This window comes from Rhodococcus sp. no. 34 (assembly GCF_054589475.1).
Genome location: NZ_BAAILK010000046.1, coordinates 346,742 through 361,193, shown reverse-complemented (window position 1 = coordinate 361,193; position 14,452 = coordinate 346,742). Strand labels below are relative to the sequence as shown.

14 protein-coding genes are annotated in these 14,452 nt (G+C 62.7%); 8 read left to right on the top strand and 6 right to left on the bottom strand.

Translation table 11 applies throughout. The features are described 5' to 3' along the window. Nucleotides 1-8 precede the first annotated feature (8 nt). Both ACYP01_RS22755 and ACYP01_RS22750 read right to left on the bottom strand, forming a co-directional pair. Nucleotides 9-1,580, bottom strand: a complete 1,572-nt coding sequence (locus tag ACYP01_RS22755; RefSeq protein ID WP_003944867.1) for an MDR family MFS transporter — start codon at nucleotides 1,578-1,580, stop codon at nucleotides 9-11. A 41-nt stretch (nucleotides 1,581-1,621) separates the two neighbouring features. Then, the gene (locus ACYP01_RS22750) at nucleotides 1,622-2,254 is read right to left on the bottom strand and encodes a TetR/AcrR family transcriptional regulator (protein ID WP_003944787.1); all 633 of its coding nucleotides are present in this window, start codon (nucleotides 2,252-2,254) and stop codon (nucleotides 1,622-1,624) included. Between the two features lie 113 nt (nucleotides 2,255-2,367). Here ACYP01_RS22750 and ACYP01_RS22745 point away from each other — a divergent pair, with 113 nt between their 5' ends. From ACYP01_RS22745 to ACYP01_RS22730, 4 genes are all read left to right on the top strand, one after another. Beyond that, nucleotides 2,368-2,712: a zinc ribbon domain-containing protein YjdM gene (locus tag ACYP01_RS22745; RefSeq protein ID WP_064688469.1), complete on the top strand. Its 345-nt coding sequence runs from the start codon at nucleotides 2,368-2,370 to the stop codon at nucleotides 2,710-2,712. Nucleotides 2,713-2,813: 101 nt separating this feature from the next. Beyond that, nucleotides 2,814-3,845: an ABC transporter substrate-binding protein gene (locus tag ACYP01_RS22740; protein WP_232330039.1), complete on the top strand. Its 1,032-nt coding sequence runs from the start codon at nucleotides 2,814-2,816 to the stop codon at nucleotides 3,843-3,845. 51 nt (nucleotides 3,846-3,896) lie between these two features. Further along, nucleotides 3,897-4,316: a DUF1622 domain-containing protein gene (locus ACYP01_RS22735; RefSeq protein ID WP_081558809.1), complete on the top strand. Its 420-nt coding sequence runs from the start codon at nucleotides 3,897-3,899 to the stop codon at nucleotides 4,314-4,316. Nucleotides 4,317-4,347: 31 nt separating this feature from the next. After that, nucleotides 4,348-5,748, top strand: coding sequence for a DUF2252 domain-containing protein (locus ACYP01_RS22730; RefSeq protein ID WP_459682558.1), 1,401 nt, complete (start codon nucleotides 4,348-4,350; stop codon nucleotides 5,746-5,748). Nucleotides 5,749-5,752: 4 nt separating this feature from the next. Here ACYP01_RS22730 and ACYP01_RS22725 read toward each other — a convergent pair whose 3' ends face one another. The 3 genes from ACYP01_RS22725 to ypfJ form a co-directional block, all read right to left on the bottom strand. Next, nucleotides 5,753-6,469: an SRPBCC family protein gene (locus ACYP01_RS22725; protein WP_459682556.1), complete on the bottom strand. Its 717-nt coding sequence runs from the start codon at nucleotides 6,467-6,469 to the stop codon at nucleotides 5,753-5,755. 2 nt (nucleotides 6,470-6,471) lie between these two features. Beyond that, the gene (locus tag ACYP01_RS22720) at nucleotides 6,472-7,101 is read right to left on the bottom strand and encodes an ArsR/SmtB family transcription factor (protein WP_007728048.1); all 630 of its coding nucleotides are present in this window, start codon (nucleotides 7,099-7,101) and stop codon (nucleotides 6,472-6,474) included. A gap of 74 nt (nucleotides 7,102-7,175) precedes the next feature. Further along, on the bottom strand, nucleotides 7,176-8,099 hold the full coding sequence (ypfJ, locus tag ACYP01_RS22715; protein WP_003945028.1) for a KPN_02809 family neutral zinc metallopeptidase: 924 nt from the start codon (nucleotides 8,097-8,099) through the stop codon (nucleotides 7,176-7,178). Between the two features lie 163 nt (nucleotides 8,100-8,262). Here ypfJ and aspS point away from each other — a divergent pair, with 163 nt between their 5' ends. The 3 genes from aspS (at nucleotide 8,263) to ACYP01_RS22700 (ending at nucleotide 12,428) form a co-directional block, all read left to right on the top strand. After that, the gene (aspS, locus tag ACYP01_RS22710; protein ID WP_003944808.1) at nucleotides 8,263-10,071 is read left to right on the top strand and encodes an aspartate--tRNA ligase; all 1,809 of its coding nucleotides are present in this window, start codon (nucleotides 8,263-8,265) and stop codon (nucleotides 10,069-10,071) included. Nucleotides 10,072-10,089: 18 nt separating this feature from the next. Continuing rightward, nucleotides 10,090-11,055, top strand: coding sequence for a DUF389 domain-containing protein (locus ACYP01_RS22705; RefSeq protein ID WP_042448764.1), 966 nt, complete (start codon nucleotides 10,090-10,092; stop codon nucleotides 11,053-11,055). A gap of 191 nt (nucleotides 11,056-11,246) precedes the next feature. Next, entirely contained in the window at nucleotides 11,247-12,428 is a 1,182-nt protein-coding gene (locus tag ACYP01_RS22700) for a protein kinase family protein (protein WP_047270379.1), read from the top strand. Nucleotides 12,429-12,491: 63 nt separating this feature from the next. On the opposite strand, the gene ACYP01_RS22695 is transcribed toward ACYP01_RS22700, so the two are convergent. Continuing rightward, nucleotides 12,492-12,872 carry a nuclear transport factor 2 family protein gene (locus ACYP01_RS22695; protein WP_003944973.1) on the bottom strand — a complete coding sequence of 127 codons (381 nt, stop codon included), beginning with the start codon at nucleotides 12,870-12,872 and terminating at the stop codon, nucleotides 12,492-12,494. A gap of 123 nt (nucleotides 12,873-12,995) precedes the next feature. Here ACYP01_RS22695 and ACYP01_RS22690 point away from each other — a divergent pair, with 123 nt between their 5' ends. Further along, nucleotides 12,996-14,408 (top strand): replication-associated recombination protein A, encoded by a 1,413-nt coding sequence (locus ACYP01_RS22690; RefSeq protein ID WP_003944982.1) that lies wholly within the window; start codon nucleotides 12,996-12,998, stop codon nucleotides 14,406-14,408. Nucleotides 14,409-14,452: the final 44 nt, after the last annotated feature.

Here is a 14,452-nt window from a genome sequence, read left to right as displayed (position 1 = left end):
ATAGTCAATTACTCGAGCGGGGGCGCCGAGCGATCGATCGTCGTCGCGAGGGGCTTCTCCTTGACGAAGAGCAACAGGACAACCGCCGCGATGACCAAGGGGACGAGGTACAGGAAGATCGGCGCCAGCGCGTCGTTGTATGCACCGACGATGATCTCGCGAACCTGGCTCGGCAACTTCCAGAGGATTCCCGGGGTCAAGGAGTTCTCGTCACCACCGACCGCGCCGCCATTCGCCGGGAGTCGCTCGGCCAGGAGATTGGTCAGACGCGAGGCGAACAGGCTGCCCACGATCGCGCTGCCCAACGACGCACCGATCTGGCGGAAGAAGTTGTTCGACGCGGTGGCCGTTCCCACTTCGGCCGCGGGGAAGGTGTTCTGCACGATCAAGATCAAGATCTGCATGACGAGGCCGAGTCCGATACCCATGAGTGCGATGTAGCAACCGAAGACCAGCAGTGAGGTCGACGGCGTCAGACGTGAGAGCAGGACCAGAGCAACAGCGACGATGGATGTTCCGACGATGGGGAAGATCTTGTAGCGGCCGGTCTTGCTGACCAGCTGGCCGGACCCGATGGAGGCGACGAGCAGGCCCGCCATCATGGGAATCATCATCAATCCAGCTTCGGTGGCGTTCTTGCCGGTCACCATTTGGATGTAGGTCGGCAGGTAGGCGAGCGCACCGAACATTGCGATTCCGATGATCAGGCCGGCGACGGTGGTCAACACGAAGTTGCGCTGAGCGAACAGGTGCATCGGAATCACCGGTTCGTCGGCACGCTTTTCGACGAAGACAAAAGCCACTGCCGTCACGACGCAGCCGACGATCAACCCGATGATGACGGCCGATCCCCAGGCGTAGGTGTTTCCGCCCCAGGTAGTGAACAGGATCAGACACGTCGCTGCCGTCGCGACGAGAACCATGCCCAGATAGTCGATGCGAGGCTTGCCGAGGTTCGGCTTCCGCAGGTGCAGAAATGCCATCGCGCTCGCGATGGCGAGTAGGCCTAGGGGGATGTTGATCCAGAAGGCCCAACGCCAACCGATGCCCTCGGTGAACCAGCCGCCGAGTAGGGGACCGGCAACCGAAGCCAGTGCGAACACCCCGCCCATCGCACCCATGTACCGGCCGCGTTGCCTGGCGGGGACGACGTCGGCGATGATCGCCTGGGAAAGCAGGATCAATCCGCCGCCGCCGAGTCCCTGCACGGCTCGACCAGCGATGAGTGTGGTCATGTCGTGGGACAGACCGCCGATCACCGAACCGACGATGAAAATGCTGATGGCGCCGATGAAGAGGCCCTTGCGGCCGATCAGGTCACCGAGTTTTCCGTACACCGGCATCATGACGGTCGAGGCGAGGATGTATGCCGTCGTCACCCAGACCATGTGGTTGACGCCGTTCAATTCGCCCACGATGGTGGGCAACGCGGTACTGAAGATCATCTGGTCGAGCGAAGCCAGAAGCATCGTGATCATCAGCCCGACAAAAACGAGGATGATCGACCGTTTGTCCGGCGAGGCCTCGGTGTCGGTATGCGTGCCGTCGGGCTCGACGGTCGCAGCTTCTCGAGTGGACATGTAGTTCCTTAGTTGAGTGACGGCGGGTGCGAGAGTGTGGATCAGCTCTCGGACCTCAGTATTCGAGCCATCAGGAGTAGTGCCGGATCGAGCAAATCTGTTCTGGGGCTTGCCCGTTCACTGTTCTGCCATTTTCGGAAGACGTAACGCATCGCGGCGCCTGCGGTGATGACCGTTGCTGTGGCTTCGTCGGCAGCGGCTGTGTCCGAGTGCAGGCGGCGATACTCGGTTCTGTTCGACAACTCCCGCGTGAGGATCCGGGTGAGCGTGTCTTCAAGATCGTGGAAGGTGGCCAGATGTTGTTGCAACAGCGTGGGATGACGCTCGAACAATTCGCGTCGATGCGCGAGCAGATCGGGTCGCTCGTCGACGATTTGCATCGCCGCCTCGAATACCGCGAGGGCGCCGCGCAGCGGATCGTCCGGGTGCTCGCCGATGAGCGTGAGCATGGTCGTCTCACTTGGCACGACGAGCATGAGCCCACCGATCGCTGCGTCCTTGGTGGGGAAGTAGTTGAAGAACGTGCGGGTCGACAGATTGCAGGCTTCGCAGATTTTCTCGACGGTCACTTCGTCATAGCCCAGGTCGAGAACGAGTTCGACGGCGGTGTGCTCGATCAGCTGCCTCGTCGCAATTCGTTTTCGTTCGCGCAATCCGAGAGTTTCGGTTCCCATTTCATCCATAATTGCACAGAGTGCAAAGTTTCATCGAATGCAATATTTCGCCCAAGAATGCCTCATGAAATGCAAAAATGGGGATCGGGTGCCTGGTGGATAGGATGAACCGCGTGGAAGACACCTTGCCCCCTTGCCCTGAATGCGCCGGCGAATACACCTACGAGATGGGCGCGTTGATGGTCTGCCCGTCCTGCACGCACGAGTGGGCGCCGACCGATAGTGCCGGCGAGGACCTGGGTGTGGTGAAAGATGCCGTAGGCAACATTCTTGCGGACGGCGACACGGTGACGGTCGTCAAGACGCTCAAGGTGAAGGGCAGTCCGACCGGCATCAAGTCAGGTACGAAAGTTCGCAACATCCGCCTTGTTCAGGGTGTTGGTGACCACGACATCGACTGCAAGGTCGACGGCATCGGACCGATGCAATTGAAGTCGAGCGTCGTCAAGAAGGTGTGACCGGACAGCGATAGTTGTCGGCTCGAAATCCTGTTCAGTTTCGACGGTTCGATAGCCACAATCGAGGTGATTCTCGACCGCTCGAACGAATGGACCGAACTGTGCCGAACTCGATCTGCCTGGCGCCCGCACTCGATAACACCGCACTCGATACAGAGGAGCAGTGGAAACGCATCGTCGATGCGCTGACGCGCAGGGGTTTCCTCGGCGCCGGGCTCGGTGCCGCGGCCGCGACCTTGCTGGCAGCGTGCAGCAGTGACGAAAATGGCTTGGAGTCAGGCGGTCTCGTCACGGTGCAGGACGAGACGGGCAGTGTTGAGATCCCTTCGGATCCGCAGCGAATGGTCATCGCCCATGTCAGCGCCATGGCGACGGTGCTCGACCTCGGTGTGCCGCCGGAGAAGATCGTCGGCGGCTTCTTCGGTCTCGAGGGTGTGAGCGGTGACGCGGTGTTGCGCACGATGCCGGAGGCTGCGAACATCCCGAACCTCGGCACGGCGGGAACGTGGAACAAGGAAGCAATCATCGGCGTGTCGCCGGATCTGATCGTCATGCTCCTGACGGCCGGAAATGCTTACGCAGCAAAGTCTTACGACGAACTCTCTGCCACAGGCGTGCCGGTGTTCGCCGGCTTCAACGGGTTCCTCACGTGGGACGAGATGAAGAAATTGGTCACCTCGATGGGCGTCGCGGTCCGACGCGAAGACGCGGCGGCCGAATTGAACGCGCGAACGGAAGACCGCCTCCTCACAATCAAGGATCGACTCTCCGCCCTCGGTTCGTTGCCGTCGGTGACCCTCCTCCGCACCGGCGAGAACGGTGTCGTCTACAACCAGGTCGACGCTCTTCTCGACGCCCTCGGTTTCCCCGGCGAACGAGCTACATCGGAGGAGTTCACGCGCACACTCACAGCGGAGCAACTCGATCAGGTGACCAGCGACGTGATCATCGTGGGCGCATTCCAGGACCAGCAGGACGTCCGCGCGCAGTTGGCGATGAACCCGCTCTGGGAGCGTCTTCCCGCTGTCCGCTCGGGGAACGTCCATTACGTCGACGACAGCCTGTGGGGCTCGGGCTATTCTCCCCGCGCGACCGAGCTGCGACTCGACGACATCGAGCGGATCTTCAGCTGACGCCGTCGTGTCACCTCGACTTATCGGTGCATTACCTCGAGAATCATGACCATGGACAAAATCAGGTTCTTCGAGCTGGTCACCGAATGGTTCGAGGTACTCGGTGTTGTCGCCATGGTTCTCGGGTTCGTGTTCGCATTCGTGATCGCGGTGCGCGCATGGAGTCGAACGCGGGACGGTAGTTCGGCGTTTCGTACTCTGCGCGAGACCATGGGCGCGGTCATCCTTCTCGGCCTCGAGATCCTTGTCGCCGCTGATCTGGTGAAGACGGTGACGTCGTCGCCGTCGCTGACAGACGCCGCAGTTCTGGGCATGATCGTTCTTATTCGGACCGTGCTGAGCCTGTCGATTCAGATCGAGATCGACGGGGTACTTCCGTGGCGCAAGGCGTTGGTGTCAAGTCCGGAACTCCTGGTACGCGCAGCGCGCGGATCAGGAGGCCGCACGACGCCCGACGCGTCGAGTTCGTAGCGATAGCCGTTGCGAGTGAAAGGTCGGGCAGATGACAGCAGTGCGTACCGAGCATCTCACGGTCGACGAAAGGCGGGCGCGCGGGCGTCAGGCGCGTAGAGATACGCCATTGGCCGCGCTCGCGGATCTGGCAGAGAGTGACCGTGATCCGATATCACTGCTCGAATTGCAGGCGAAGTCGCGGGTACAGGACCTGGTGCCCATCCGATACGGGCGGATGTCGGCATCGCGGTTATCGTTCTTCCGCGGCGCTGCTCTGGTGATGGCCGACGATTTGTCACGCAGTCCGGATTCGGGTCTTGCCAGCCAACTCTGCGGCGACGCGCACCTGAGCAACTTCGGTATCTATGCGACGCCCGAGCGAAAGCTCGCGTTCGACATCAACGACTTCGACGAAACGTACCCGGGACCGTTCGAATGGGACGTGAAACGACTGGCCGCAAGTTTGGTGATCGCCGCAAAGGACAACGGATTTTCGGGCAAGGAGCGGAAGAAGATCGTTCGCGGATGCGCGGCCGAGTATCGGGAAACCATGATCACCCAGGCAGGATTGGGAAATCTTGCAGTCTGGTACTCGCACATCGCACCCGAGGACGGGCTCGAGGCTCTCCAGATCGACCTGAAGAAGCGCATGCTTGCTCGCACACAAGCGACGCTGGACAAGGCTCGTCGCCGCGACAGTGTGCAGGCGGCAGGCAAGTTCACCGAAATCGTCGACGGCCGGCGGCAATTCATCAGTGATCCGCCGCTGATCGTGCCCGCAAACGAGTTGTTCGCAGGGACCGATCTCACGCAGATCGAGGAGTTGCTACGTCAGCGCGTTCGGTCGTATCGGAGCACGCTGCAGTGGGACCGTCGGGTGTTGCTCGAAAGCTTCGAGATGACGCACATTGCGCGGAAGGTTGTCGGTGTCGGGAGCGTCGGAACACGCGCATGGATGATCCTCATGAAAGGCGTCGACGACGACGATCCGTTGATCCTGCAGGTCAAGGAAGCGCAACCCTCGGTATTGTCCGGCTACGTCGATGGTCCGACCTTCAAGAACGAAGGGGAACGCGTCGTCAACGGGCAACGCTTGATGCAAGCGACAAGCGACATCTTTCTCGGCTGGGAACGAGGGCCGGGGCTCGACGAGGGTGAGCACGATTTCTACATTCGTCAACTGCGTGACGGTAAAGGGTCGGCAGTCATCGAAGAGATGGTGCCGCAGGGGCTGGAACTCTACGGGCGCCTGTGCGCCAGGGTCCTTGCCTACGCACACGCTCGCTCGTCCGATCGGATAGCGATCGCCGAATATCTCGGTGACGGAACCGAATTCGATTTCGCGATCGGGGAGTTCGCGGCTGCCTACGCCAAGCGCAATGCTCGCGATCACGCCGCTCTGCTGACCGCGATCGACGACGGTCGCGTGTCAGCAGAGCGGGGAGTGTGACGACTCAGGCGAACGCGCCGTCGAGCCAGCCCTGCCACGCTGCCGTTGCTGATCCACCGTCAGCACCCTCTGCGAAGAGGTGATGGGCCGCGTCGACGGTGCCGCCGAAAGCATTTCGGCCGTAGAACCGCAGCAATGCGTCCTGGGTGCGCAAGCCGATGAACCAGTCGTTGATGTAGTCGACAATCGCGTCGACGGTTCCGATTCCGGGGACTTCCACCGACGCGGAGTCACCGACAGCGGCGTCCGAGGTGATTCCGAGGGCGCTGCGAAGCGTTCCCATCGCTTGCGGCGCGGAAGAGGATTCCGGGCCTTCAGCCGAGACATAGGTGGTGGGCCTGCCGGCGAAGTACCGCACGTACTGGCCGAGACTGTGCAGGTAGAAGTCCGTGTGCTTGCTCGCGCCGTCGTACTGGTTGTCCCAGTCATCGGCAAACACTCCGGCGTGGACGTAGCGGACAACGGCGGTGCTCTCGTCGCGGGCCTCGACGACGTATTCAAGGTTGTTGAACCAGCCGTCGGGGCCTTGCATGTGGATGGCGAGTTCGCGGGGTGGCTCCCACGTGGCGATGATCGGGCTGTCCGGGCGGCTGCCGTCGGCGGGGATCTCGAGAGGGGAGGGGAACATCCAGCCGGCCGTTTCGGCCGAGATGGCGGCCCAGATCTGCTCGGGAGTTCCTGGGACGACCACCTCGCGGCGGATTTCGAATTTCTCGGACATTGCTACTTCTCCGTTTCGGGCGCGTCGATCGCTTGGGTTGTGATGGTTTGGGGTGTGGTGAGGCTGGGATGCAGGGCGACAACGAGGCGGTGTTTGCGTCCGCCTTCGGAATTGCCGTCGTGATACTTGGCGACGAGTGAGTTGATCGACTCGCCGAGTTCGCCGGCGAAGGCGGCACGGTCGGCCGCCGTGGCAAAGGTGATGTCGCTGTCGATGGCAAAGGACGCCAACGGTTTTCCGGCTGCAGTTGCTCCGGCGATCAGTTCGCCGACCTCTCGGACGATCCGCGCTGCGAGACTGACGAGCCAGCGCGCCGAGAGTTGATCGGGGAACCGGCCCGGGTCCGGGGCGAGCGCCGACATGGCGGCAGGGGATATGACGTACGACGCGGCACTGGCCTGCATGATTCGCTCGGTCATGTTGCCTCGCTTGCGTTCCTCGACGAGCTCGACAAGTCCGTGGTCTTCGAGAGTGCGCAGGTGGTAGTTCACCTTCTGGCGTGTCAGCCCGATCCGGGGCGCCAGCGAGGATGCCGATCCCGGCACCGCCAATTCGGCCAGAATCCGTTGCCGAATCGGATCGAGCGACGCCTCGGCAGCTCCGGGGCGATCGATGACTGCTACGTCCAACATGAGAAAACCATCCCACCGACAACAAAATCTGTCAAGACAGAAAAAATTGTCGGTGGGAGGGTTTCGGAGATTCGCTATCGCTTGAGGTCGGGCGGGTTGTTCAGATCCCGCGCCGAGTACGTGTCACACGACGAAATCTGGCCGGTCTGGTATCCGGTCATGAACCACGCCTGACGCTGTGCGGAGGAGCCGTGTGTCCAACCTTCAGGGTTGACCCGACCGGTCGTGGACTTTTGGATACGGTCGTCGCCCACCGACGAGGCGGCGGACAACGCGTCGCGAATGTCGTCTTTTGACAAGGGCTTCAGGAACGGTTGACCGGTCGCCTGATCGGGAATCGTGTCCGCAAAATGTGCCCAGACGCCTGCGTAGCAATCGGCCTGGAGTTCGGTGCGAACCGCACCCGACTGCTCACCCTGCGGGTCGGCCTGCGCGCGGCCGATGTCGCCGAGCTGATTCTGGATGTGATGTCCGAACTCGTGCGCGACCACGTACTCCTGTGCGAGCGGTCCGGCGCTGGAACCGAAACGGTCGACGAGTAGTTGGAAGAAACTCGTGTCGAAGTACGCAGTCTGGTCGGCCGGGCAGTAGAACGGACCGACGTCACTAGACGCCTGGCCGCAACCGGTGTTGACCGAACCGCTGAACAGAATGACTTCGGGTCGCACGTACGCCGTGCCGGTCTGCTTGACCAACTGCTGTTCCCAAACGTCGTCGAGGCTTCCGACGGTCAGTGTGACGCGGCAGTTCACATCGGCGTTTGCCTGAGCGCCGGTGCACTCGTCGACCGACGACAGTCCGGTCGACGAACTCGAAGTCTCGGTAGACGTACCCAGGAGTGAGCCGGGGTCACCGCCGAACAACAGCGCCAGGATCAGAACGATAATGCCGCCCGCGCCACCGCCGATCGCGATTTTGCCGCCGCGGCCACCGCCACCCCCGCCGCCTTGAACCTGAACGCGTCCCGCTTCGCCGCGGGCCCCCTCGTTGAAGGTCATCTATGTCCGCTTTCTGCTGTCGTGAACAAGTGCTTGCCGTCACTTCTGGAGATAGCTTCGCATGCGATGCGGGTCCGCGTTTCCGCTCTGTGCAGTTCGCTCCGTAGGATCGCAGGCAAAGTAGTCGGTCGTCGGTTATTGGAAGTAGTTCGAAAGGAATCCCGTGCTGCGCACACATCTCGCCGGTTCATTGCGACCCGAGCAGGCAGAGCAGACCGTAACGCTCACCGGTTGGGTAGCCAGGCGTCGTGATCACGGCGGAGTGATCTTCATCGATCTCCGTGATGCATCCGGAGTTGCGCAGGTAGTTTTCCGGGCAGGTGACGTGGCCGAGCAGGCGCACCGTCTGCGCGCGGAATACTGCGTTCGCGTGACCGGAACGGTCGAGGTTCGCCCAGAGGGCAACCAGAACTTCGAGATCCCCACCGGAGCGATCGAGGTCAACGCCACAGAACTCGAGGTTCTCAACGAAAGCGCACCGCTGCCGTTCCAGCTCGACGATCAGGTCGGCGAAGAAGCGCGCCTCAAGTACCGCTACCTCGACCTGCGTCGTGAAGGCCCCGGCTCCGCAATTCGCTTGCGCTCCAAGGTAAGTGCTGCAGCGCGCGGCGTTCTCGCGCATCACGAGTTCGTCGAGGTCGAGACTCCGACGCTCACGCGCTCGACGCCCGAGGGTGCCCGTGACTTCCTGGTGCCGTCGCGCCTTCAGCCCGGTAGCTTCTACGCACTGCCGCAGAGCCCGCAGCTGTTCAAGCAGCTCCTCATGGTCGGCGGCATCGAGCGCTACTACCAGATCGCACGTTGCTACCGCGACGAGGATTTCCGCGCCGATCGCCAGCCCGAGTTCACTCAGCTCGACATCGAGATGGCTTTCGTCAACCAGGACGACATCATCCTGCTCGCCGAGGAAATCCTGACGGCGCTCTGGAAGCTCGTCGGCCACGAGATCAAGACGCCGATCGACCGCATGACCTACACCGAGGCAATGCGTCGTTACGGCAGCGACAAGCCGGACCTGCGTTTCGACATCGAACTCGTCGAGTGCATGGACTTCTTCAAGGACACGACGTTCCGCGTGTTCCAAGCGGAGTACGTCGGCGCCGTCGTGATGCCCGGTGGTGCAAGCCAGCCGCGCAAGCAACTCGACGCCTGGCAGGAATGGGCCAAGCAGCGTGGGGCCAAGGGTCTGGCGTACGTGTTGGTCGGTGAAGACGGCACTCTCGGTGGACCTGTTGCCAAGAACCTGACCGACGCCGAGCGTGAGGGCCTGGCGGCTCACGTCGGAGCTCAGCCGGGAGACTGCGTCTTCTTCGCAGCTGGTGCAACGAAGCCGATGCGCGCCCTCCTCGGCGCTGCCCGTGGTGAGATCGCCCGCAAGAAGGACCTCATCGATCCTGACGCGTGGGCGTTCGTGTGGATCGTCGACGCTCCGATGTTCGAGCCGACCGCCGACGCCACTGCATCCGGTGACGTCGCTCTCGGCCACTCCGCGTGGACCGCCGTGCACCACGCGTTCACGTCGCCGAAGCCGGAGTTCTTCGACACGTTCGACACCGATCCGGATTCCGCTCTCGCCTACGCCTACGACATCGTCTGCAACGGCAACGAGATCGGCGGCGGCAGTATTCGTATCCACCGCAAGGACATTCAGGAACGAGTGTTCAAGGTGATGGGTATCTCCGAGGAAGAGGCGCAGGAGCAGTTCGGCTTCCTCCTCGACGCCTTCGCCTTCGGTGCGCCGCCGCACGGCGGAATCGCATTCGGCTGGGACCGCATCACCGCGCTCCTCGCCGGCATGGATTCCATCCGTGAGGTCATCGCGTTCCCGAAATCCGGCGGCGGCGTCGACCCGCTGACGGATGCTCCGGCACCGATCTCGGCTCAGCAGCGCAAGGAATCGGGTATCGACGCGAAGCCCGAGAAGAAGTCGGAGGACAAGAAGTCCGAAGGCGACACCGGCGAAGCCAAGTAGAGCCGACACCGGATCGCCATGCTGCATTTGCGGGTGATCTGCCCGACCGAGCGCACCGAGCAAGTTCTCGGTGCGCTCGCGTCGCAGCGGGGCGCGACACACATCGTCGTGATGCGCGATGTCGCGGTTCATCCTGCCGGCGACATGGTGGAGGCCGACGTCGCCCGTGAGGCGGCAAACGACGTCGTCGATGCCCTGAACGAACTCGGCGTCGCCGAGGACGGCGGAATGACGCTCGTACCGGTCGAGACGGTGTTGTCGGCGTCGGCGCGCAAAGCCGAGCGTGACGTGCCTGGTGATCCCGCGGATTCCGTCGTGTGGGAGGAATTGCTGTCCCGCACTCGCGAAGAGTCGACTCTCAACGGATTGTTCGTCGCGTTCCTGACCATTGCGTGTCTGCTGGCCGCGATCGGCGTCGTCACCGACTCTCAGATCACGATCGTCGGCGCCATGGTCGTCGGTCCGGAGTTCGGTCCGCTGGCTGCTTTGGCAGTCGCACTCGTACGGCGAGATCGACGGTTGCGTCGACGTTCGATTCTCGCGCTTGCCGTCGGATTCCCCATCGCGATGGGCGTGACGCTTGCCGCAACGTTCGTGGTGAAGTTCTTCGGATGGATGGACGTCGTCAGTCTCGAGTCACTCCACGAGGTCGATTTCGTATACAAGGTCGGGCCCATTTCGTTTGTCGTCGCGCTTCTTGCCGGTGCGGCTGGGATGCTGGCACTCGTCTCGTCGAAGTCCGCTGCATTGGTCGGGGTGTTCATCTCTGTCACCACGGTTCCTGCCGCCGGTTTCGCGGTGGTTGCGGCAGCAAACGGAGAATGGCGGATCGCCGGGTTGTCGTCTCTGCAACTGGCTGTCAACCTGCTCGGGATCGTCACTGCCTGCGTGCTTGTTCTCTGGCTTAGAACCCGGGCCGACGAGGAATTCGAAGCAGCGTTGAAAGGCATTTCTCGATTTGTCGACGAGGACAAGACTCCATGACGTCGCAGGTTCGGAGTTCTGCTCACCGACAGCAAAATTCTCGAGAGAACTGTGTGCCGGTGTGGCGATTGGGGACTTTTGTCATCGCCGCAGGTAGTCGGCAATTTCTGTTGCTGTGAGGCCTTGAATTCTCCGCTGCGAGCGGACGAGCTGGGCATGATCGGAGTCACTAACGGGTAAGTTGGTCGGTGATGACCGCATTACTGGCAGACCCCGTTTCCGAAGTCGTCGCAGCTGCTGAGCAGTTGCTGACACGCCGCACAGGGGCACCCGTAACCCTGGTGGATCCCGTAGATCTCGGGGGGAGTGGCCGCACCGTCGTGCTGCGCGTTCGTGTCGCCGAGAACCCGTTCTCCCTGCCCCGAACTTTGGTGATCAAGCAGGTCCGCGACAACTTCCAGGGAGCTACCAAAACAGCGATTGCGCTCCCGGCCGCGTCCGAAGGTGACTTCGACGTCGAGACCGCATTCCTTCGTGAAGCGGTGTCGTATCAGTTCGCCAACGCGCTTGCCAAGGACGCACGCCCCGGCGCCGAACTGTTGGCGTCCGACCTCGATGCTCGCCTCCTGATCCTGAGTGATCTCGGCGACGCCACCGCAATCAGCGTCCGACTCGAAGACTCCGACCCGGACACCGTCACTTACACGTTGATGGCCATGGCTCAGGCAATGGGACGCATGCACGCCGCGACCGTCGGCCGGGAGGACGACTTCACCGCACTGCTGCGTCGAGCCGAGGTTGCCCATTGCTCCGATGAAGTTGCGGATCAGGTGGGACGTGCCGTGGCCGGTGTTCCCGCGATGCTGGTGGAAAGTCTCGGCATCGATGTGAGTTCGGACATTCTCGAGCAGGTTCAGCATGCGCAGACACTGTTCAGCGGTGGCCGGTTCCGTGCCTTCAGTCCGTCGGACCTGTGCCCCGACAACATCATCGTCAACGACGACGGCGTGCAGTTCCTCGACTACGAGTGGGGTGGCTACCGCGATGCCCTCCTCGACATCACCTACGCGTTGGTGTCTTTCCCCGGTTGCCTGTGCAACATCGACCTGACCGAAGAGCGGGCGTCGGCGATGGTCGATGCCTGGCGGGCCGAGGTAGTGGGGATGTGGCCCGCCCTGGCCGACGAGGCCGAATTGGGCCGCCGGATTGTCGAGGCCCAACTCATCTGGGTCTGGCTCAGTACCTATCTGTACCTGCCCGAGGATCATTCGCGTATCGCCGCCGTCCGCGAACATTATCTCTCGATTCCACGCGCCGACGCACTGGTCGGACGCTGGGCCAGGCTCGCACGCTCGGCTCAGCTCGCCGGCAACGCCGCCGTCGAGGCACACGCCCGCGACGTCGTGGCGGCGCTGCGGACCGAGTTCAGCTGACCGATCACACACAGAAGGGCGCCCGTGCACGAAGCACGAGCGCCCTTTCTCGGTCGAGTCCGCTCAGTTGTCGGAGACCAGATCGTTCTCGGACAGGTCCGTCGCCGCGAGCGCTGTCGCCAGATCGGGATGCCGGAACGTCGACGTCACCTGGTCGGCCACGACTCGGAAAGCAGAGGCCAGGGTCGCGGACTTGTCCGGTTCGGCCGCCCACGTTGCGGTCTGTTCGACGACGACCACGCCGTGGTGGACGTACATCTTTCCGGGGACGAGCGTGATGCCGGCGTTGGTGGCCCACTCGCGCAGGGCAGCAAGTCCCTGGCTCGCGCCCTTGGGGCCGCCTACCTCGATGTCGTCACTCGACAACTGCAGCAGAGTGTCGACGTCTTGGGAGTTGAGTGCATCGTGCCACGCGAGGACGGTGGCGATCTCGGAGGTGCTCATGGCGACAACGCTATCCAATGCGGATTCACGACTGGGTGAGGGCTGGCGGAACAGCGGATTGTGTCGGGCGTCGGTGGTCTCTAGTAGCGTCGATTCGTGAGCGATTGGCAAGCGGAAGACAGTGTGGGGGCGAAAGACGGCGTGGTGGCGGAAGACGGCCTGTTCGAGGCAACCCCGGAGGAATCCGCGATCGTCGACGAACCAGATGTCGTGTCTGTAGCCGAGCGCGCCCTGTCCTCGGTGCCGCCCGGAGCTCCTCTGGCTGTCCGCATGCGTCCGCTCACTCTTGGTGAAGTTGTCGGTCAACAGCACTTACTCGGGCCCGGCGCGCCACTCCGCAGAATGGTCGAGGGGTCCGGCGCCGCATCGGTACTTCTGTACGGACCTCCCGGCACCGGCAAGACCACGCTCGCATCGTTGATCTCGGGTGCTACCGGCCGCCGGTTCGAGGCTCTGTCGGCTCTGTCCGCCGGAGTCAAAGAAGTCCGCGGTGTCATCGAACTCGCGCGCCGCCGCCTGCTGAACGGCGAACAAACCGTCTTGTTCATCGACGAGGTTCATCGCTTCTCCAAGACCCAGCAGGACGCCTTGCTCGCCGCGGTCGAGAACCGCATCGTGCTCTTGGTCGGCGCGACCACCGAGAACCCGTCGTTCTCGGTCGTCTCCGCTCTGTTGTCGCGCTCGTTGGTCCTGCAACTGCAATCGCTCACCGCTGCGGATGTCCAGGAACTGCTCGAGCGCGCTGTCGCCGACGAACGCGGGTTCGGCGGAGCGATCACGATCGACGACGACGCGATGGAACACCTCGTTCGTCTGGCGGCCGGCGACGCCCGCCGAGCCCTGACGGCACTCGAGGCTGCCGCCGGAGCTGCACTGGACACCGCAGGTGACGCTTCGGGCCCGGTGGTGCTCGACCTCGCGACCGTCGAGGCCAGTGTCGACAAGGCCGCGGTTCGGTACGACCGTGCCGGAGATCAGCACTACGACGTCATCAGTGCATTCATCAAGAGCATTCGTGGATCAGACGTCGACGCCGCCCTGCACTACCTCGCACGGATGCTGACCGCGGGCGAAGACCCTCGCTTCATCGCACGGCGTCTGGTGGTTCACGCCAGCGAAGACATCGGCATGGCTGATCCGATGGCGCTGCAGACTGCCACCGCCGCGGCGCAGGCAGTGCAGCTGATCGGTATGCCGGAGGCTCGTCTGGCGCTGGCACAGGCCACCATTCATCTGGCGACGGCTCCCAAATCGGGTGCGGTCATCGCCGCACTCGGCGCGGCCATGGCCGACGTGGCCGCCGGAAAATCCGGACTGGTACCGCCGCACCTGCGTGACGGGCACTACAAGGGCGCCGAGCAATTGGGCAACGCAGTCGGATACAAGTACCCGCACGACACACGTGATGGTGTTCTGCGGCAACAGTATCCACCGGACGATCTGGTGGGTGTCGACTATTACCAGCCCACCGCGCACGGCAACGAGCGGGAGATCGCCGATCGGGTGAGCAAACTTCGCCGAATAGTTCGTGGCTGACGCCTGCCAGGTTCCACCGGCCGACGCGTTAGTCTGGACACCCA